Source organism: Methylobacterium sp. OAE515, from assembly GCF_041806315.1.
GTDB classification, from domain to species: Bacteria; Pseudomonadota; Alphaproteobacteria; order Rhizobiales; family Beijerinckiaceae; genus Methylobacterium; species Methylobacterium tardum.
On the sequence record NZ_JBGMUV010000001.1, the window covers coordinates 1,639,900 to 1,659,456 of the forward strand.

Annotated in this window: 20 protein-coding genes; 10 read left to right on the forward strand and 10 right to left on the reverse strand. The window is 69.9% G+C overall.

The annotated features are described in order from the left end of the window. Positions 1 to 104 precede the first annotated feature (104 nt). Positions 105 to 326, forward strand: a complete 222-nt coding sequence (locus ABIE45_RS08110) for a hypothetical protein (RefSeq protein ID WP_192706244.1) — start codon at positions 105 to 107, stop codon at positions 324 to 326. A gap of 93 nt (positions 327 to 419) precedes the next feature. Then, positions 420 to 1,268, forward strand: coding sequence for a DUF6456 domain-containing protein (locus tag ABIE45_RS08115; protein WP_373622233.1), 849 nt, complete (start codon positions 420 to 422; stop codon positions 1,266 to 1,268). Between the two features lie 76 nt (positions 1,269 to 1,344). Here the strand turns inward: ABIE45_RS08115 and ABIE45_RS08120 are convergent, their stop codons facing one another. From ABIE45_RS08120 to ABIE45_RS08140, 5 genes are all read right to left on the reverse strand, one after another. Next, positions 1,345 to 1,773: a SufE family protein gene (locus ABIE45_RS08120; protein WP_192706245.1), complete on the reverse strand. Its 429-nt coding sequence runs from the start codon at positions 1,771 to 1,773 to the stop codon at positions 1,345 to 1,347. 80 nt (positions 1,774 to 1,853) lie between these two features. Next, positions 1,854 to 2,951 (reverse strand): PAS domain S-box protein, encoded by a 1,098-nt coding sequence (locus ABIE45_RS08125; protein WP_192706246.1) that lies wholly within the window; start codon positions 2,949 to 2,951, stop codon positions 1,854 to 1,856. Between the two features lie 165 nt (positions 2,952 to 3,116). After that, complete coding sequence (locus ABIE45_RS08130) at positions 3,117 to 3,539, reverse strand: hypothetical protein (RefSeq protein ID WP_192706247.1); 423 nt, start codon at positions 3,537 to 3,539, stop codon at positions 3,117 to 3,119. 4 nt (positions 3,540 to 3,543) lie between these two features. Beyond that, positions 3,544 to 4,275, reverse strand: a complete 732-nt coding sequence (locus ABIE45_RS08135) for a Crp/Fnr family transcriptional regulator (protein WP_192706248.1) — start codon at positions 4,273 to 4,275, stop codon at positions 3,544 to 3,546. Positions 4,276 to 4,375: 100 nt separating this feature from the next. Next, the gene (locus ABIE45_RS08140; protein ID WP_192706249.1) at positions 4,376 to 6,703 is read right to left on the reverse strand and encodes an FdhF/YdeP family oxidoreductase; all 2,328 of its coding nucleotides are present in this window, start codon (positions 6,701 to 6,703) and stop codon (positions 4,376 to 4,378) included. Positions 6,704 to 6,802: 99 nt separating this feature from the next. Between ABIE45_RS08140 and ABIE45_RS08145 the strand changes: the two genes are divergently transcribed. Then, positions 6,803 to 7,075, forward strand: a complete 273-nt coding sequence (locus tag ABIE45_RS08145) for a hypothetical protein (protein ID WP_373622236.1) — start codon at positions 6,803 to 6,805, stop codon at positions 7,073 to 7,075. 85 nt (positions 7,076 to 7,160) lie between these two features. Here the strand turns inward: ABIE45_RS08145 and ssb are convergent, their stop codons facing one another. Together ssb and ABIE45_RS08155 are read right to left on the reverse strand one after the other, a co-directional pair. Beyond that, a complete protein-coding gene (ssb, locus tag ABIE45_RS08150) occupies positions 7,161 to 7,712 on the reverse strand; it encodes a single-stranded DNA-binding protein (RefSeq protein ID WP_192706250.1) in 552 nt (183 codons plus the stop codon). A gap of 168 nt (positions 7,713 to 7,880) precedes the next feature. Then, entirely contained in the window at positions 7,881 to 8,900 is a 1,020-nt protein-coding gene (locus tag ABIE45_RS08155) for an NADP-dependent oxidoreductase (RefSeq protein WP_192706251.1), read from the reverse strand. A 121-nt stretch (positions 8,901 to 9,021) separates the two neighbouring features. Here ABIE45_RS08155 and ABIE45_RS08160 point away from each other — a divergent pair, with 121 nt between their 5' ends. Both ABIE45_RS08160 and ABIE45_RS08165 read left to right on the forward strand, forming a co-directional pair. Beyond that, positions 9,022 to 9,429, forward strand: coding sequence for a DUF4174 domain-containing protein (locus ABIE45_RS08160; protein ID WP_192706252.1), 408 nt, complete (start codon positions 9,022 to 9,024; stop codon positions 9,427 to 9,429). 149 nt (positions 9,430 to 9,578) lie between these two features. Continuing rightward, positions 9,579 to 9,755 (forward strand): hypothetical protein, encoded by a 177-nt coding sequence (locus tag ABIE45_RS08165; protein WP_192706253.1) that lies wholly within the window; start codon positions 9,579 to 9,581, stop codon positions 9,753 to 9,755. 164 nt (positions 9,756 to 9,919) lie between these two features. Here ABIE45_RS08165 and ABIE45_RS08170 read toward each other — a convergent pair whose 3' ends face one another. The 3 genes from ABIE45_RS08170 to ABIE45_RS08180 form a co-directional block, all read right to left on the reverse strand. Further along, on the reverse strand, positions 9,920 to 10,291 hold the full coding sequence (locus tag ABIE45_RS08170; RefSeq protein ID WP_192706254.1) for a hypothetical protein: 372 nt from the start codon (positions 10,289 to 10,291) through the stop codon (positions 9,920 to 9,922). A 110-nt stretch (positions 10,292 to 10,401) separates the two neighbouring features. Beyond that, positions 10,402 to 10,791, reverse strand: coding sequence for a hypothetical protein (locus ABIE45_RS08175; RefSeq protein WP_192706255.1), 390 nt, complete (start codon positions 10,789 to 10,791; stop codon positions 10,402 to 10,404). Between the two features lie 68 nt (positions 10,792 to 10,859). Continuing rightward, positions 10,860 to 11,789 (reverse strand): protein-methionine-sulfoxide reductase heme-binding subunit MsrQ, encoded by a 930-nt coding sequence (locus tag ABIE45_RS08180; RefSeq protein WP_192706256.1) that lies wholly within the window; start codon positions 11,787 to 11,789, stop codon positions 10,860 to 10,862. Positions 11,790 to 11,970: 181 nt separating this feature from the next. On the opposite strand from ABIE45_RS08180, the gene ABIE45_RS08185 reads away from it, so the two are divergent. The 5 genes from ABIE45_RS08185 to infB all read left to right on the forward strand — a co-directional run bounded on the left by ABIE45_RS08185 (position 11,971) and on the right by infB (position 19,512). Next, on the forward strand, positions 11,971 to 12,981 hold the full coding sequence (locus ABIE45_RS08185) for an aldo/keto reductase (RefSeq protein WP_192706257.1): 1,011 nt from the start codon (positions 11,971 to 11,973) through the stop codon (positions 12,979 to 12,981). A 299-nt stretch (positions 12,982 to 13,280) separates the two neighbouring features. After that, positions 13,281 to 14,045: a ribosome maturation factor RimP gene (gene rimP / locus ABIE45_RS08190; RefSeq protein WP_192706258.1), complete on the forward strand. Its 765-nt coding sequence runs from the start codon at positions 13,281 to 13,283 to the stop codon at positions 14,043 to 14,045. Between the two features lie 64 nt (positions 14,046 to 14,109). Next, complete coding sequence (gene nusA / locus ABIE45_RS08195; protein WP_192706259.1) at positions 14,110 to 15,744, forward strand: transcription termination factor NusA; 1,635 nt, start codon at positions 14,110 to 14,112, stop codon at positions 15,742 to 15,744. Positions 15,745 to 15,767: 23 nt separating this feature from the next. After that, positions 15,768 to 16,490, forward strand: coding sequence for an RNA-binding protein (locus tag ABIE45_RS08200; RefSeq protein WP_192706260.1), 723 nt, complete (start codon positions 15,768 to 15,770; stop codon positions 16,488 to 16,490). 76 nt (positions 16,491 to 16,566) lie between these two features. Continuing rightward, positions 16,567 to 19,512: a translation initiation factor IF-2 gene (gene infB / locus ABIE45_RS08205; RefSeq protein WP_192706261.1), complete on the forward strand. Its 2,946-nt coding sequence runs from the start codon at positions 16,567 to 16,569 to the stop codon at positions 19,510 to 19,512. Positions 19,513 to 19,557 lie beyond the last annotated feature (45 nt).

A 19,557-nucleotide genomic window follows, 5' to 3' on the forward strand; every position in this document is an offset into this window, starting at 1 on the left:
ACTCGCAAACGCCGGACGCTTATCGGGAGCCCGTGACAACCTCGGGCGTTGAACCGCGGGCCGTGGCGACGATCACGGCCGCCGTTCGACGCCGAGGTGCCGACATGGTCGCGACCCCTGATCCGCAGGACGATCACCCCGAGGCGGATCTGGAGCAGGTGAACGACCTGCTCGCGAGATGGGCGGCGCGGTCCGCGGCGACCAGCGCGGCGCTGATCGAGCGCTTCGAGGCGATGGGCTACGCGGTTCGCGGCAAGTCGGAAGATGAAATCGCGGATGTGCTCCATCGCCCGCCGACGCTGCGGTCACAGACCGCCTCGGAATAGCTGTGAGTTGTAGGTAAAAATACCTTGACGCGCTAAAATTTCCTGAGAAGATCAGGGTCTCGCGCACCCGGCTTAGCACCGTTGGAACAAAACATGAACAAAAAGGACAAGGACAAGTCTGCCAAGACCGTAGTTGCGGAGCGGGTACGTACCGCTACAAGCGACCTTCCGGTCGAGGCGGCCCGCCTGCTGGCACGGCTCGGTGAGGCTGGCGCTTACGCGCGGCCCGATGCTCTCGTCGAGGATGCCCTGGTGGCTCGGCGAGAAGGCGGCGGGGTCTCGATCGGCAGCGGACGCTTCGCGACGGCATCGGGCCAAGTCCTCGCGGCCGCCGATCTGGCGACGTGGAATGCCGCCGGCACGCAGCTGACGATCACGGCTGCCGGCCGGGCGCGGCTGCGGCGGCAGGCCATGCCGGGCGACATGGCTTTCCCGGCGCAGCACCATGACCTCACCGTGGTGGAAGGCGGTTCGGAGCCGATCTTGCGCAACGCTTCGGAGAATCCCCTGTCCTGGATGGTGCGCCGACGGGACCGGGACGGGACGCCGCTGATCGACGCAGCCTCCTTCGAGGCGGGAGAGCGGTTGCGCCGGGACATGACCACGGCGGCGCTGCTGCCGCGCATGGGAAGCGCGTTCGGCGCCCCGCGCGTCGATGGCGCCGGCCCACGCGACCCGGCCTCCGCGGCGGATCACGTGATCGCGGCCCGGCAGCGCGTGCGCGGCGCTCTCGACGCGGTCGGAAGCGACCTGTCGGGCCTGCTGATCGACCTGTGCGGTTTCCTGAAGGGCTTGGAGCGAATCGAGGCGGAGCGGCGCTGGCCGGCCCGGTCGGCCAAGGTCGTGGCCCGCATCGCCCTCGGGCGGCTTGCCGAGCATTATGGCTTGGAGCGGGAGGCCACCGGGCCTGAGCGCGGGCGATTGCGGCTGTGGCGCGGGTGAAAGGGCCCTGTCGGCGGCTACAATCTGCAATAGGGCGCCGCCCCGAGCCGCCCGCTCGCAAGGACGGCGCGGCTTCTCAGGTCTCCGCGGCGAGCCGGACCGCGTCGCGGTGGATGCGCTCTGCCATCGCCCGCACGCCGTTCGAGCGCTTCGAGGTCACGTGAGCGCCGAAGCGCAACTGCCGGAACAGGTCCAGGCCGTCCGTCTCGGCGGCTTCCCGCGGAGTCTTGCCGGTGTAGAGCGCCACCATCAGCGCGACGAAACCGCGGACGATGAACGAGTCGCTGAAGCCGTGCAGGACGAGGCGCGGCGTTCCGCCCGACGGCTCCGCCTTCGTGTTAATCCAGACCTGGCTCTCGCAGCCCTGGACACGGTTGGTCTCGGTCCGCTCCGCCTCGGGCATGGGCGGCAGGGCACGGCCGAGCTCGATCAGGTACTCGAGCCGCATATCGTCGTCTTCGACGATCTCGAAGTTCTCGATGATAGTGTCGATCGGGGGAAGCATGCTCGGCCGGATCCGGAGTGATCTGCGCCGCTATAGGCCGCCCGCGCCGGTGTGGCGACAGGGCGCTGCGCCGCGGGTGGTCATTGCGCGCCGGGACGCGGCGTCGGCAAGGTCAGGCGCAGGGGATCGGCCGGGCTGGCATCACCCTGGACAACGATCTCGGCCTGCGCCGCATAGGCGGCGATCAGGCGTGGCCCAAGCTTCGGCACGTTCGGCCGGCCGGAGGCGGCCATCTCGCTCACCCCGGAGACGATCGCCAGGCGCAGGGGCTCGTCGCCCGCGGCCTCCATGTCGATGGTGATCGAGCAGGCAACGTGCTCGGCGGTGGCGTCGAGGCACTCGGCCACGATCTCCGCGACGATCATGCCGAGGGCATTGGCGATCCGCGGCTCGACCAGACCGTTCCCCGATCCGCCGACCTGGACGCTGATCCGCCCGGCCCGCCGAAGTTGCCCGAGTCCCGAGGCGAGGCGGTGCAGATAATCCTTGAGGTCGATCGACGCGATATGCGGCGCCTCGTGCAGGTGCTGCTGCACCAGCGCGATCGCCCGGACCCGCTGACCCAGGGCCTCGAAGCTGCCGCGGCAGGGATCCGGCGCCGCCCGGCCGTAGAGGCCGATCAGGCTGACCATCACCTGCAGATTGTTGCGGACGCGATGGTAGACCTCCGCGAGCAGCGCCTCCTTCTCGGCCAGCGCATGCTCGATATGCTCCTCCGCGTGCTTGCGATCGGTGATGTCGAAGCAGGAGCCCAGATAGCCCTGGAACCGGCCGTCCTCCACGAGGGGGCGGGCGGTGTCGAGCAGCCAGCGGTACTCGCCGTCGTGCCGGCGGAGCCGGAACTCGACGGTGAAGGGCTGCCGCGCGTCGAAGGCGTCCGCGACGACCTTGGCGTGCCGCTCGAAATCCTCAGGATGCAGTCCGCTGCGCCAGCCGAGGCCGAGTTCCTCTTCGAGAGGCCGCCCGGTGAATTCCAGCCAGCACTCGTTGTGGTGGATCGCGTGGCCGTTCTCGTCGGAGCGCCACATCATCAAGGGCACGACGTCGGCGAACCGCTTGAAGCTCGCGCTCAGGGCCGCCGCCTCCGCGGTTCCCTGCGCCGGACCCGTTCCGGTACTTCCCGCCGGACCGTCGTCCGGCGGCTCAGCCTTTCCGAACCCTGGTGGCTGACCGACCATTCGTGACCCGATTCGCTTTGACAGGATGTGTGAGACGAGGTGACCGCAAGCGGATCGCGCCGGTCAACGTGCCGGCCGGATCGCCGTTCCGGCGTGAAGCCGTGTTTGAGGCGGTCATTCACAGGGATCGGGCCGCATCGCTCCGGCCGGGTGCAGGTCAAGCGTCTAGGCCTCGGCCGGACCCGCCGCTTCGATGCTCGGGCAGACCCGCCGCGCCGCAGCCCGCATCTCGGCCGCGCTCGCGCGCATCTCGGCGATCTGGGCTCGCATCTCGGCGACCAGCCGCCGCCCCTTCCGGACCTCCGCCAGGCAGGCGAACTGCTCCGGGACCGGATTAGGCCGTCCGGGCCTGCGCCCATCGTGCAACTGCTCGTTGAACGGCACCTCGATCAGCTCGGTGTCGTCCGCATCGCAGATCAGGAACGCGCAGGCCAGCGGCGCCGTGCCCTCGTTCAGGAGGTCGACGCACAGGTCCGGAATCGTCCGGCAGGCTTCCAGATAGGCTGATTCCACACTCGGCCGGTCGAGACCGAACGCGTCGCGCTCCAGGCCGTGGGGGGTGCGCAGATGGAAGAAGTACAGCGGCATGACCTCAGCGCACCGGATTTGAGGGAGCATGGGCGTGGTGCAGGTAGTCGGGCCGGAACTCGCAATAGGCGGCCAGACGATCCGAATCCGGAACATGCATCCGGCGCCGGTCCAGCAGGATCAGGCCGTTGTCGCGCAGAACCCGCAGCGACCGGTTGGCGTGAACAGGCGTCATTCCGGTCACGTCGGCGAGGTCGTCCTGCGTCAGCGGCCAGTCGAAGCCGCGCTTGACGGGTTCGTCCACGGCCTGCAGCCGGGCGCGCACCTCGCAGATCAGGTGGGCGATGCGCGGGGCCGCGAGACGCCGCCCGTTGTTGATCAGGGCCTGACGCAGGAGGCTGTCGGTCTGGAGCGTCGACCAGCGTACGGCCCGCGCGAGGCCCGGCCAGCGCTCCAGCGCCCCGGGGATCTCGGCAGGGTTGATCTCGGCGACCACGCCCGCGGTCAAGGTGGTCACCGAGTAATCCGCATAGCCGAGCAGGTTCGACTGCACGTGGCTGATGTCGCCGGGCAGGATCAGGTCGGTGATCAGGCGGTGGCCGCTGGCCAGCAGCTTCGAGCGGCAGGCCCATCCGTCCAGCATGACGAGGACCCGCGGGATCGATTCCCCCTCGCGGACGAGGCTGTGCCGCGCCTCGACGGCGCGGGTGTGCCGGATCATGTGCATCAGGCCGGCGCGGTCCTCCTCCGAGAGAACGGCGCCGTAGGCCAGCTTGCGGATGAGGCGGTGCGACAAGGCAGCGGATATCTGGACCGATGACGGGTCTAACATGTCCGAAAACAAGTATCCGTTCCAATGGGTCTCGCACAATCCGCAGCCGGTGAGGTCCGGTGGTTCAGCCGGTGGCGTATTCCAGCTCCGGTGCCAGGACCTTGTCGCTGTCGGCGTGCACCGTCACGGGAATCGTCTTGGCAGCCGGGGTCTTGCTGCCGATGGCGTAGTGCCAGATCGGCATCAGGACATTGCATTCCGGATAATAGCCGCCGATGCAGCCGATCGGGATGTTGTACGCGACGACGAGCAGTCCCGAGAGCTTCCGATCGATGCCGTCATCGGCCACTGTCCGCAGCGTCACGGGCTGCCCGATCTTGAGGCCGAGCCGATCGATATCCGACCGGTTCATCAGCACGACCTTCCGCGTGTTCTTGATGCCCCGGAACCGGTCGTAATAGCCGTAGACCGTGGTGTTGAACTGGTCGTTGCTGCGGAGCGTCATCAGGCGCAAGACGTCGTGCCCGACGCCGGGCATGTCGGCATCCTCGTCGAGACCGGTCGGCGTGATGAAGTTGGCCCGGCCCGATTCCGTGTGCCAGTCCCGCCGATTCGCCGGCAGGTCACGCTGGAAGCCGCCCGGCTCCCACATGCGCCGCTCGTAATCCCAGAACGAAGCCGGCAGGGTCTCGGCGATCTCCTTCCGGATCTCGGCATAATCGTCGGTATAGAGGTCCCAGCGCACGCGCGGGTTGGGGTCGAGCACCCGCTGCGCCAATTCGCAGATCAGCCGGATCTCGCCGATCAGGTGCGGCGAGGCCGGGCGCCGCACGCCGCGGTTGCCGTGCACGCAGGCCGAGGTGTCCTCCATGGAGAGCACCTGCTGGCCCTTGGCGGTCTCGATGATCTCCAGGCGGCTGATCACCGGCAGGATGTAGCTGATGGCACCCGGCAGCAGCGCGGTGCGGTTGAGCTTGGTGATCACGTTGACCGTCAGCCGCTGGCGGCGCCAGGCAGGCTCCATCTGGCCGTGGTCGGGGATGGCGCGGGCGAAGTTGCCGCCCAGCATGATGAAGGCCTGGACCTCGTCCCGCAGGATCGCCTCGCAGGCCTCGACGGTGTTGTAGCCCGCCTCGCGCGGCGGCTCGAAGTTGAACTGCTGCCCCAGCCTGTCCAGATCGAACAGCTCGGGTTTCTCGGTGATCCCCATCGTGCGCTGCCCCTGCACGTTGGAGTGGCCCCGGATCGGGCAGATCCCGGCGCCTTGGCGGCCGATATTGCCGCGCATGAGCAGGAGGTTGACCAGCATCTGCACGGTCTCGACACCGGCCCGGTGCTGGGTCAGCCCCATGCCGTAGACGCCGATGACCGCCTGCGAATGGCAGTAGACGTGGGCGGTGGATTCCATGTCGGCGCGATGCAGCCCCGCGCGGCGCTCGAGCTCGTCCCAGTCCTGGGCGCGCAGCCAGTCGGCGAAGGTCTCGAAGCCGCTCGTGTTGTCGCGGATGAAGGCTTCGTCGAGGACCGAGCCGCCCTTGGCCTTCGCCGCGTCATGGGCGGCGAGGACTGCCTTGCAGATGCCCGCGATGGCGGCGAGATCGCCCCCCGCCTTGACCTGATGGTATTGCGAGCTGATCCGCGTCGCCTTGCCGGTGAGCATCTCGGTGGGCGATTGCGGGTTCAGGAACCGCTCCAGGCCCCGCTCGCGGAGCGGGTTGTAGGTGATGATCGGGACGCCGCGCCGGCTCGCCTCCTGTAACGGATGCAGCATCCGCGGCGCGTTGCTGCCGGGGTTCTGCCCGAAGAACATGATGCAGTCGGACTTGCCGAAATCGTCGAGCGACACGGAGCCGACCGCCTGGCCGATGCTCACCGGCAGCGCCACCGAGGTCGTCTCGTGGCACATGTTGGACGAGTCCGGCAGGTTGTTGTTGCCGTAGAGCCGCGCGAAGAGCTGATAGAGGTAGCTCGCCTCGTTCGAGAGGCGGCCCGAGCTGTAGAACACGGCGCCCTTCTTCCGGTCCTCGACGGCCCGGAGCTCCTGGGCGATCTCGTCGACGGCATGGCCCCAGGAGACCGGCACGTACTTGTCGCTCGCCGCATCGTAGCGCAGCGGATGCGTCAGGCGGCCGGTCTGCTCGAGCTGGTAATCGTCCCAGTCGAGCAGTTCGGTGACCGTATGGGTGGCGAAGAAGTCCGGCGTGCAGCGGTGCGCGGTCAGCTCCCAGGCCACCGCCTTCACGCCGTTTTCGCAATACTCGAACGGCAGCGGGCTCGCCGGCTTTACCCAGGCGCAGCTGTTGCACTGGTAGCCGTCGACCTTGTTGTGCCGGCTCAGCACGACCGGCACGCTCGCCAGAACACCCTCGCGCTTCAGGATGTTGCCGACCGAGAGGGCGGAGCCCCATCCGCCCGCGGGGAGGGCATACGGCTTGAATTCGGGCTTGTCCAAGGGGCGATCTCCGGGCCGTTGCAGTCGCGGGATACACCGGCTGCATCGCGGCGTTCTCCATCGAAACCGCGGCCACGGAGCTTTGTTCGCGGAAATACGATGACCTTAACGGAGGTTAGCTTGGTGATCGGCCAGGACTACTTGCTGAAGAAGCCGTCGGGCCCATCGGCACCGAAGCTGTTCCTCGACACACAGGTTGTGCCGCTGGTCGCCAACATTGCCGGAGGCCTGGAGGTGGCGCTCGATCGAGCCGCGGTTCGGACCGGGGTTCGGCCGGCCTTCATCCTGGCTGGCGCGACGGGGCTCCTCGGCTTCGGCCTGATCCGCCTGCTCACGCATCGCGCCGAGTCCCGGCGGCCCTACCGGATCTGACGCGCCGGCCGCACCGGCATCGGCCCCAACAAGAAACCCGCCGCGCAAGGCGGCGGGTTCGGGATTCCCGGATCCGGCGACAGGCCTAGAACGGGATGTCGTCGTCGAGGTCGTAGCCGCCGCGGCTGCCGCCGCCACCACCGCCCGAGGAGGCCGGAGCCGGACGCCGCTCGCCGCCCTGGGCGCGGCCGCCGCCGAAATCGCCGCCCCGGTCACCACCGCGATCGCCGCCGCGGCTGATCTGGCCGCCGCCCTCGTCCTCGCCGGCGAAGTCGCCGCCGCCGCCGCGCCCGTCGAGGATCGTCATCTCGCCGCGGAAACGCTGGAGCACCACCTCGGTGGTGTACTTCTCGACGCCGGAATTGTCGGTCCACTTCCGGGTCTGGAGCTGGCCCTCGATGTAGACCTTCGAGCCCTTGCGCAGGTACTGCTCGGCGACGCGGGCGAGGTTGTCGTTGTAGATCACGACCGAGTGCCACTCGGTCTTCTCCTTGCGCTCGCCAGACGCCTTGTCCTTCCACGACTCCGAGGTGGCGAGGCGCAGGTTGCACACCGGATCGCCCGAGCCGAGGCGGCGCATCTCAGGGTCCCGCCCGAGATTGCCCACCAGAATTACCTTGTTGACGCTGCCCGCCATCGCTCTCTCCTGACCGTACGGATCTCACAGGGCATTTGCCCGGCGGCGCGCGAACCATGCGCCCGGGCCTCCGGAGCGGCAACCTGCGGGACGGGCTTGTGCCCGCTTTCCGCAGCGCCGCCGGATTTGTTTGTTCTACATCCGTTCCAATTCGGCAGCAAGCCGGGGTTATGAAACCCGCACGACCAGCTTGCCGAAATTCCGGCCTTTCAACAGGCCGATGAAGGCTTCCGGGGCGTTCTCCAGCCCCTCGACCACGTCCTCGCGGTAGCGGACCCGGCCCGCCTGGATCCAGGCGCCGACCTCCTGGCGGAACGTCTCCGCCTGCGCGGCGAAGTCCCAGACGATAAAGCCCTGGATGTGCAGCCGGTTGGTCAGGACCGAGCGCATCAGGCCGGGCAGGCGGTCGGGACCGGGCGGGACCTCGGTCGCATTGTAGGCCGAGACGAGGCCGCAGACCGGGATCCGTGCGAAGGGGTTGAGCAGCGGCATCACGGCGGCGAAGACGGCGCCGCCGACATTCTCGAAATAGACATCGATGCCCTTGGGGCAGGCGGCCGCGAGCGCCCCGGGCAGGTCGGCGCCGCGGTGGTCGACGGCGGCGTCGAAGCCGAGTTCCTCGGTGAGGTAGCGGCATTTATCCGGACCGCCCGCGATCCCGACCGCGCGAGCGCCCTTCAGCTTGGCGATCTGTCCGACGAGCGATCCCACCGGACCGGCGGCGGCGGCCACCACGACCGTCTCGCCGGCCTTCGGCTGTCCGATGTTGAGCAGGCCCGTGTAGGCGGTCATGCCCGGCATCCCGAGGACGCCGAGCGCCGTCGAGGGCGGGGCGACGGCGGGATCGACCTTGCGCGAGCCCTTGCCGTCCGTGACGCAGTACTCCTGCCAGCCCGCGAAGGCGGTCAGCAGGTCGCCGACGGCATGGTCGGGATGGTTCGAGGCGACCACCTCGCCCACGGTCTCGGCGGTGATCGGCGCGCCGATCTCCACGGGGGCCGCGTAGGATTTCGCGTCGCTCATCCGGCCGCGCATGTAGGGGTCCAGGGACAGCCAGCGGGTGCGCAGGAGGACCTGGCCGGGTCCGGGCTGCGGCACCGGCACCTCCTCCAGGCGGAAATTCTCGGGCCGCGGCTCGCCGTGCGGGCGCGAGGCCAGGACGATGCGGCGGTTCATGGCGGTGGTCATGGCGGACTCCCGGAGACTGGCTGCCTCCGATCTGGGGCGCCCGGCCTCGGCGGCAAACGCATAGGCGTGATCTCATGCGAGGATCGCGCGTTGTCCCGGCTCGGAAGCGCGGAGCGGCGGCATGCGGGAAACGGCACTCGGCCTTGGGCTGGCGGCGATGGCCGCCATGGCGGCGGGGGCTGCCCTGGCCGGTCCCCTCGACGGTTATCGCGGCCGGGCGCGGGTGCTGGTCCTGTCGGCGCCCGATTCCAGGGACGCGCAGCTCCGGGCGCAGCGGGTCGCGCTGGCCTCGGACCGCGCCGGTGTCGCCGAGCGCGACCTCGTGGTGCTGGAGGCGGTCGGTTCCGGGGCGGAGGCGCGGGCCCTGCGCGAGCGCCTCGGCCTCCCCGCGGACAGCTTCCGCGCGATCCTGATCGGCAAGGACGGGGGCACCAAGATCACCGAAGCGGCGCCGATCGCGCCGCAGCGGCTGTTCGCCACGATCGACGCGATGCCGATGCGCCGGACCGAGATGCGCGAGCGCCGCTAGGGCCTCGTCCAGGGCCTGGTCCCCTGTGCACGGCGGGGCCGCGGACACCAACGGTTAAGCCTACCGGCCTATCACCGAAACGTGTCGACGGCCGCGAAACGGCCGTCCGTTGAGGCCCGCCAGGACGCTCGGACGAGACGCTCGAATCGATGACCCGACAACAAGTCGCCACCGCCATCCGCCGCCTCGTCGACCTGCAGGTCGAGGATATCGAGCGCGCGGTCCGCGACGGCCACAAGACCATTGCGCTGAACGAACTGGCGGATTTGAACCGCCAGCTCAAGGCCTTCGCGGCCGCGCTCAAGAAGGCGCCGGTCCGCATCTGAGCCGGCTTCACATCGAGGCTGGCGGTTGATGTATCGCGCTCCGTCATCACGGACGGAGCGCGATGAGAATCGGGGCACGCGACCGCCATTCTCCCGAATAGTTTCGCTTTGCTCGCACGGACGGCGATGCCGGAGCGTCGACCGCGGCCTGGATCAGGCGGGACCTACCAACGGGGGCCGCCCCAGTGACGAGGCGGGATGTCCTCCGGGGGCAGAGGGGGCGGCGGCCCACGGTCGACCACCGGTTCGTCGCAAACCCGCACCCGGCGCAGCACCGGCGCGCCATCCGGATCGAACCGCCGGCGTACGAATTCCCGGCAGGCTTCGGGGGGCGCCGCGGTGAAGCGGGGCCCTCGGAATTCCGGTTCCGGCCGGGGTGGTGGCGGAGGCGGCCGGCGCTCGGGCTCGTCCTCCTGAGCGAGGCCGCCATCGTCGCGCGGCGGATAGGGGCCGTCGAAATCGGCGGCCAGGGCCGGGCCGGCGGCGAGGAGCAGGGCGCAGAAGCCGGTGCGGACGAGAAGACGACGAGCGGGCACGGGGGCCTCGGCTTGATCGGGCGCGCGGGGATCGCGGCCATCGTCCCCGGAGATTGCACCGGATTGCCTGAACCGCCCCCGTGCGGCGATGACGGCTGCCGTTCAGCCGGCTAGTTCTGCAGCGCGTTGACCTCGCACTGGGCGTATTCCGAACTCGCCTTCACGTAGGCGTTGAGCTTCTGCAGGTAGGCCTCGGCGATCGGCCGGAAGGCCTGCGCTTGCAGATTATAGGCCTTGATCGCGTCGTTGTAGCTGTAGGCCTCCCAGCCCGGGCAGCCTTCCTTGGTGTCGAGGCAGGCGGGCTTGGCCGGCAGCGCCGGTTTGGTCGGCCGGGCGGCGGCCGGCGGCGGCTCGGGCGGCGTGCAGGATGCGGCGGCCGGCGCGGGGGCCGTCTGGGCCGTCGCAGCGGGCGCCGCCTTGGCGGCCGGCTTCGCGGGCGGCGCCGCGACGGCGGCGGTCGGCGCGAGCAAGCTCGCGATCAGAAGAAGCGTGCCGCGCATGGCGTCTTGGAAGCTCCGCTGGGCCCGGCGCCGCCGGCGGCGGGGGACCGGGAGCGGGTTCTGCGGCATCAGGCCCGCGGCGACAAGGGCTCTCCCGCGGCCTCGCGTGCGAGTTCCCGGCGGGGCGGAGAGGCCGGCCGGCTGCGTGGGGCCTGCCCGGCCGCGCGCGGTCTCGGACCACGCACCAGCGCCACGATGGGCAGCACCAGCCCGACCGCCAGCACCCACCAGGCCGGCCGGATCGGGCCGGAGAAGTCGAGGTTGGCCGCGAGGACGAGGTTCGCCGGGACGCCGCTGGCGAGACCGTACCACGCCGCCTCCAGCCCTGCGGTCGCGAGCGCGGCGAGGACCGCGAGCAGGAGGAGCGACCAGACCCGCTCCGGCCATCGGAAGCGCCGCATTACCCGCCAGCCCATCAGCAGCAGGAACAGCCCGGCGGAGAAGACCGGATCGGTGACGTCGATCTTCGACTGTAGGAAGTAGTGGACCAGGGCCAGCACGGCGATCGTGTAGACGAGCCGGTGCAGCCGGTTCCAGTTGGGGCCGAGGTTGCGGATCGCCGCGTCCGTGGAGGTCAGGCCCAGGGCGATCAGGCCGATCAGCGCCACGAAGCCGATCGTCAGGTAGAGCCGGAGCGCGATCTCCGAGACGACCTTGGTCAGGATCAGGTTCTGGTCGACCGCGTAGAGGGTGAGGTGAGCCACCGCGTAGGCCATCACGGTGATGCCGAGCATCCGCCGGACGACCAGGACCTTCGGCCAGTCGGCGATGCGGCGCAGCGGCGAGATCGCCAGGGAGAACAGCAGGAAGCGCACCGCCCACTCGCCGGTGGCGTGGATCAGCGCCGTGATCGGCTTCGCGCCGAGCGCATCGAGCCGGTAGGCGGCGGCGAGATACAGGGCGGGCGCGATGCAGGCGAGGAGCACCGCGAGCTTCAGCCAGGAGAGGCGGCCGGCCCGGTCGAGCCAGGGGAGGGGGACGGCCAAGCGGTCGATCATGGTCTCCAACAGGGCGCTCGTGAGGGAGGCGGGCGGCGGTTTGCTCCGGGCGAGAACGATCGCCCGGCCGTATCGTGCCGGCACGGGTCGGTTCGCCGCGGTCACAGTCAGGTTACACGTGGTGGTTGACCTCAGCGTCCCCGCGGCGAATTAGCGTGAGGACGGACACCGGATGGATCCCATGCAGTACCGCAAACTCGGCCGCTCCGGCCTCAAGGTCTCGCCGATCTGCCTCGGCACGATGATGTTCGGCGGTCCCACAGACGAGGCGACGGCCGGCCGGATCGTCGGCAGTGCCCGCGAGGCGGGGATCAACTTCATCGATACGGCCAACGTCTACACGGAGGGCCGCTCGGAGGAGATCACCGGCCGGGCGATCAAGACCGAGCGCGACGCCTGGGTCCTGGCCACCAAGGTCGCCAACCCGACCGGGCAGGGTGTCAACGACCGCGGCCTCTCGCGGGTCCACGTGATGAAGGCCGCCGAGGACAGCCTGCGCCGGCTCGGGACCGACTTCATCGACATCTACTACCTCCACAAGGAGGACCACGACACGCCGCTAGCCGAGACGGTGCGGGCGATGGCCGACCTCGTCCGCGCCGGCAAGATCCGGCATTTCGGCGTCTCGAACCACCGCTCCTGGCGGGTCGCCGAGATCTGCCGCCTGTGCGACGAGAACGGGATCGACCGGCCGGTGGTGAGCCAGCCCTATTACAACGCCTTCAACCGCATGCCCGAGACCGAGCACCTGCCGGCCTGCGCCCATTTCGGGCTCGGCGTCGTGCCGTACTCGCCACTCGCCCGCGGCGTGCTCACCGGCAAGTACGATCCCGACGCGCCGCCGCCGGCCGAGTCCCGCGCCGGCCGCCAGGACACCCGGATGATGCAGACCGAGTGGCGGCCGGAATCCCTGCGCATCGCCCGGACGCTCAAGGAGCATGCCGAGGCGCGGGGCATCACGGCCGGCCAGTTCGCCACCGCCTGGGTGCTGAACAACCGCCTCGTCACCGGCGTCATCGCGGGGCCGCGAACCGAGGCGCAGTGGCAGGAATATCTCGGCGCCCTCGACTACGCCTTCACCCCCGAGGACGAGGCGCTGGTCGACGGGTTTGTGGCCGCCGGCCACCCGACGACGCCCGGCTACAACGATCCGGCCTACCCGCTGGAGGGGCGGGTGCCGAGGAGCGGCTGAAAGGCACCCGATCTCCAACCATCCCCGTCATCCTGAGGCCTCCGCTGCGCTCCGGCACCTCAGGATGAGGGCGAGATTTGGAAGAACCGGGCCGCGCGGTGCAGCGGATCCACCTTGCACTTCCAACAAAGGGTCGCTATCTAGCTCTCAACAGTTCTGATGGCAGTCGCGAGGCTGCGGTTCGGGAGTGGGCCCCACCGGGTCCGCTCTTTTTTTTCGCCGCACAGCCTCTCGCCGCTGAAGGCCGCACGCTGCGGACGGGCCAGGCAGAACGCCGCGAAGGTTGCGCGCTCAAACCCATGTCGTCCGAGATCGAAGCGGATCTGTCCGAGAAGCGCCTCGTCCGAGAGGCCGGCGTCGCCGCGCGCGTCGCGCAGGCGATTGAGGGGCCGCTCGAGGGCCTCGGCTTCCGGCTGGTCCGGGTGAAAGTGTCCAACATCAACGGCTGCACCGTGCAGATCATGGCGGAGCGGCCGGACGGCACCTTCACCATCGACGATTGCGAGGCGGTGAGCCGCGCGATCTCGCCGATCCTCGACGTCGATGATCCGGTCGGGGGCGCCTACAACTTGGAAGTCTCCTCGCCCGGGATCGACCGGCCGCTGGTGCGGGTCTCGGATTTCGCCCGCTGGGTCGGCTACGAGGCCAAAGTCGAGCTGAGCCCGCCGCTCGACGGGCGCAAACGCTTCCGCGGCATTCTCGGCGCGCCTGATTCGGCTGGGCTGACGGTCCCGATCGATCTGCCCGACGTCAAGGAAGGGCTGCCGAGCCGCATCGACCTGCCGCTCAAGAACCTTGCCGAGGCCCATCTCGTCCTCACCGACGAGTTGGTCCGCGAGTCGCTTCGGCGCGGCGGGCCGCCTGCCGAGGATGAGGCGGATGAGGGCGCGGACGAGGAAGTTGCCGAGGATCGCGCGGCGCCGCCGGCCCGAAGCCCCTTCCGCCCGCAGGGGCCGAAGAAGGCCAGCCCCGCGGCGAAGCCCAAGCATCCGGTCCGGACCGGTCCCAAGAAGCCGATCGTGACCAAGGCATCCCGGCTCAAGGACCGCGACTCCCTGCACTGAGACCCCAGCGTCGGCCGCCCAGCGGCCGGCCCGAAGATTTGACGGAAGAGAAGGACCGACACCGATGGCCGTCGTCAGCGCCAACAGGCTCGAACTCCTCCAGATCGCCGACGCGGTCGCCCGCGAGAAGGTGATCGACCGCTCCATCGTGATCGACGCGATGGAGGAGGCGATCGCCAAGGCGGCCCGCTCCCGCTACGGCGCCGAGACCGACGTTCACGCCGAGATCGATTCCAAGACCGGGGCGTTGCGCCTCTCGCGTCACCTCCTGGTCGTCGATCAGGTCGAGAATGACGCCCGCGAGATCACCCTCGATCAGGCCCGCCGCTACAACCCGGGCGCGCTGGTCGGCGACGTGATCTCCGACACCCTGCCGCCCTTCGATTTCGGCCGCGTGGCCGCGCAGTCGGCGAAGCAGGTTATCGTCCAGAAGGTCCGCGACGCCGAGCGCGCCCGCCAGTTCGACGAGTACAAGGACCGCATCGGCGAGATCCTCAACGGCGTCGTCAAGCGCGTCGAGTACGGCAACGTGATCGTCGATCTCGGCCGTGGCGAGGGCATCGTGCGCCGGGACGAGATGATCCCGCGCGAGACCTTCCGGCCGGGCGACCGGATCCGCTCCTACCTGTTCGACGTGCGCTCGGAAGTGCGCGGCCCGCAGATCTTCCTGTCGCGCTCGCACCCGCAATTCATGGCCAAGCTGTTCGGCCAGGAAGTGCCCGAGATCTACGACGGCATCGTCGAGGTGAAGGCGGTGGCCCGCGATCCCGGCTCCCGCGCCAAGATCGCGGTGATCTCGCGCGACGGTAGCATCGACCCGGTCGGCGCCTGCGTCGGCATGCGCGGCTCGCGCGTGCAGGCCGTGGTCGGCGAGCTTCAGGGCGAGAAGATCGACATCATCCCGTGGTCCGAGGACGAGGCGACCTTCATCGTCAACGCCCTCCAGCCCGCCGAGGTGGTGAAGGTGGTGCTCGACGAGGAGGCCGACCGGATCGAGGTGGTGGTGCCGGACGATCAGCTGTCGCTGGCCATCGGCCGCCGCGGCCAGAACGTGCGCCTCGCCTCGCAGCTCACCGGCTGGGACATCGACATCCTCACCGAGGCCGAGGAATCGGAGCGCCGCCAGAAGGAATTCGCCGAGCGGACCCAGGTGTTCATGGAGGCCCTCGACGTCGACGAGACCGTCGGCCAGCTGCTCGCGGCGGAAGGCTTCCGCAACGTCGAGGAGATCGCCTACGTCGACATCCAGGAGTTGTCCGGCATCCAGGGGCTCGACGAGGAGACCGGTACCGAGATCCAGGCCCGCGCCCAGGACCACCTCGCCCGGATCGAGCAGGCCCACGACGCCCGCCGCACCGAGCTCGGCGTCGCCGACGAGCTACGCGAGATCGAGGGCATCACCACGCCCATGATGGTCGCGCTCGGCGAGAACGACGTGAAGAGCGTCGAGGATCTGGCGGGCTGCGCTACCGACGACCTCGTCGGCTACACGGAGGGCCGCGGCCCCGAGGCCGTGCGCCATGCCGGTTACCTCGACGGGTTCGACCTGTCCCGCGCCGAAGCCGAGGCCCTGATCATGGCCGCCCGTCTGAAGGCCGGCTGGATCGAGGCCCTGCCGGAGCCGGAAGGCGAGGACGGCGCGGATGCCGCCGAGGGCCATGAAGGCGATGAGGCGGCGCCGGCACAGGCCGAGGCCTGAGCGAGAGGCGGCGCGGAGGCGCGATGGTCGCGGTCGACACGACCTTGCCCGAGGATGGGCTGGTTGCCGGGGGGCTCGATGCCGGCCCCGGCCGCCGCGCGCCTGAGCGGACCTGCATCGTCACGCGCGTTGCCCAGGCGCCGGACGCGATGATCCGATTCGTGCGCGGGCCCGATGGCAGCGTCGTGCCCGACCTGCGCGCCAAGCTGCCGGGCCGCGGTGCCTGGGTCAGCGCCCGGCGCGCGGTCGTCGCCGAGGCCGTCCGCAAGAACCTGTTCTCGCGGGCTTTCAAGGGGCCGACCCCGGCCGCCCCCGACCTGCCGGACCGGATCGCCGCCGCGCTCCGGGACGACCTGCGGCAGGCGATCGCGCTCGCCAACAAGGCGGGCTGCATTGTGGCGGGCTTCTCGAAGGTCGAGGCGGCGATCGGTGGACAACCGGGCGCCATTGCGGTGATTCATGCCGCTGAGGCGAGCCCGGACGGCCGGCGGAAGATCGCGTCGGCCTTGCACAGGCGTCACGGCGGGGCCATGTCAAGGATCCCGATCATTGATGACCTGTCCGAAGACGAATTGGACATGGCCTTAGGTCGGGATCATGTGATACACGCTGCGCTCGTCGCAGGAGCCGGAGCCGCCGGCTGCCTGTCGCGTTGGCGTCGGCTACGCTCCTTTGAGGGCACCGCCGCGGCGACCGGGGAGCCCGATCCAGCCCGAATCGGCGGGATCGACGAAGCCTCACGTTGACGACGCAGGACTATTTTGACCGGCGCCACCGGGTGTCGGTTCACGGGACGATGGAAACCCTCAGGGTTCAGGCTGAATGAGCGATACGAACAACCCGGGCGACAAGACTCTGAACCGGACTTCCCCGAAGCCGCTCTCTCTCAAGCGGCCGATCGAGGCGGGCACCGTGCGTCAGAGCTTCTCCCATGGCCGCTCCAAGCAGGTCGTGGTCGAGACGGTGAAGCGCCGCGTCATCGGTGCGGCACCGGCCGCCCCTGCCCGTGAGCCTACTCCCGCTCCGCGTCCGGCAGCCCCCGCACCGACGACGCCGCCCCCGCGGCCTGCGCAGCGCGCCGCCTCGGGCGTCGTCCTGCGCACCCTGAGCGAGCAGGAGAGCGCCGCTCGCGCGGCCGCCCTCGCCGACGCGCAGCGTCGCGAAGCCGAAGCGCGTCAGAAGGCGGAAGCTGAAGCTGCGGAGCGCCGCCGCGAGGCCGAGGAGCAGGCCCGCCGCGAGCGTGAAGCCGCCGAGGCTCGCCGCCGCGAGGAGGAAGAGCGCAAGGCTGCGGCCGCTGCTGCCGCTGCCGAGGCGGCAGAAGCCGCCAAGGCGGCCGCTGCTGCGCCCCCGCCCGCACCCGCTGCCCCGACACCGGCCGCCGCGCCTGCCGCCGAGGCGCCGGCCGCTGCGCCGTCTCGTCCGGCTCAGGCTCCTGCGCAGCCCGCCGCTGCGCCGGCTCGCCCGGCTGCTGCAGCTCAGGCTCGTCCGGCCGCGCCGGCTCGTCAGCCCGATGCCGCTCGCCCGGCCGGCGCGCGGCCCGCGCCCGCCGCGACTTCGCCCGCTGCCCCGCGCCCGCCGCTGACGCCCCGTCCGTCCACGGGCGAACCGCGCAAGACCATCACGGCCGATTCGCGCAAGCCGCGCGACCTCAACTTCATGGCCCGTCCGGCCCCGGCGCCTGAGCCCGAGAAGAGCGCGACGCCGACGACCGCCGCGCGTCCGGCCGGTGCGGGTGCCGCAGCGCGTCCCGCCGGTCGCGGAGCCCAGACCAACGACGACGAGTCCGAGACCAAGCGGGTGATCCGCCGGCCGGGCATGCCGCTCAAGATCATCACCCCGCCCAAGACGCCGAAGTCGCCGGGTGGCGACCGCAACCGCGGCCGCCTGACCATCGCGACCGCCACGTCGGGTGAGGACGAGCGCACGCGCTCCGTGGCGTCGTTCCGCCGCCGCCAGCAGCGGATGAGCGGCCGTGGCCATGTCGAGCAGAAAGAGAAGCTGTCCCGCGAGGTGACGATCCCCGAGACGATCACCATCCAGGAACTCGCCAACCGCATGTCGGAGCGGGCCGTGGACGTGATCCGCATGCTGATGAAGCAGGGCCAGATCCATAAGATCACCGACGTGATCGACTCGGATACCGCCCAGCTCATCGCCGAGGAGCTCGGCCACACGGTGCGGCGCGTCGCCGAGTCCGACGTCGAGGAAGGCCTGTCGTCCGACGAGCCGGATCTCGAGGAGGATCTCGATCCCCGCCCGCCGGTGGTCACCATCATGGGCCACGTCGATCACGGCAAGACCTCGCTGCTCGACGCGATCCGCAAGGCCAACGTGGTCGAGGGCGAGGCCGGCGGCATCACCCAGCATATCGGCGCGTATCAGGTCGCGGCCCCGTCCGGCGACATGATCACCTTCATCGACACCCCGGGCCACGCGGCGTTCACGTCGATGCGCGCCCGCGGCGCCAAGGTCACCGACATCGTGGTGATCGTGGTGGCTGCCGATGACGGCGTCATGCCCCAAACCATCGAGGCCATCCAGCACGCCAAGGCGGCGGGCGTCCCGATGATCATCGCGGTCAACAAGATCGACAAGCCGGATGCGAAGCCGGAGCGGGTCCGCACGGAACTGCTCCAGCACGACATCCAGGTCGAGTCGATGGGCGGTGAGACCCTCGAGTTCGAGGTCTCGGCCAAGACCGGCGCCGGCCTGTCCGAGCTGCTGGACGGCATCCAGATCCAGGCCGAGATCATGAACCTGCGCGCCAACGAGAAGCGCGACGGCGAGGGCACGGTGATCGAGGCCCAGCTCGACCGCGGGCGTGGTCCCGTGGCGACGGTCTTGGTTCAGCGCGGCACCCTGTTCACCGGCGACATCGTCGTGGCGGGCGCCGAGTGGGGCCGCGTGCGCGCCCTGATCGACGACCTCGGCGAGAACGTGCAGTACGCCGGACCGTCCGTGCCGGTCGAGGTGCTGGGCTTCAACGGCACGCCGGACGCCGGCGACCGCGTGATCGTGGTGCCGAACGAGGCGCGCGCCCGCGAGGTCACCGAGTACCGCGCACGCCAGAAGCGCGAGCGCCAGAATGCCCGGACCGGCGGTGCCAACCGCTCGCTGGTCGACATGATGCGCGACCTCAAGGAAGGCGCCGGCCGCAAGGAGCTGCCGGTCGTCATCAAGGGCGACGTGCAGGGCTCGGTCGAGGCGATCTCGGGCGCGCTGGAGAAGCTCGGCAACGACGAGGTTGCGGCCCGCATCCTCCTGTCCGGCGTCGGCGGCATCACCGAGTCCGACATCACCCTGGCCCAGGCGTCGAAGGCCGTGGTCATCGGCTTCAACGTGCGCGCCCACAAGGAGGCCCGCGAGGCCGCCGAGCGGGCCGGCATCGAGATCCGGTACTACAACATCATCTACGACCTCGTGGACGACATCAAAGCCACGCTGTCGGGGATGCTGCCGCCGACCCTGCGGGAAGATCGTCTCGGCGAGGCGACCATCCAGGAGGTCTTCGAGGTCTCGAAGGTCGGCAAGGTCGCGGGTTGCCGCGTCACCGACGGTATCGTGGAGCGCGGCGCCCATGTCCGCCTGATCCGCGACAGCGTCGTGATCCACGAGGGCAAGCTGAAGACGCTCAAGCGCTTCAAGGACGACGCGAAGGAAGTCACCTCCGGCCAGGAGTGCGGCATGGCCTTCGAGAACTTCGAGAACATGCGCGCGGGCGATGTGATCGAGTGCTACCGGGTCGAGGAGATCCGCCGCACGCTCTGATCGTCCGGACCCGTCCGGACAGGGCGGCCGCGGCACCCGCCGCGG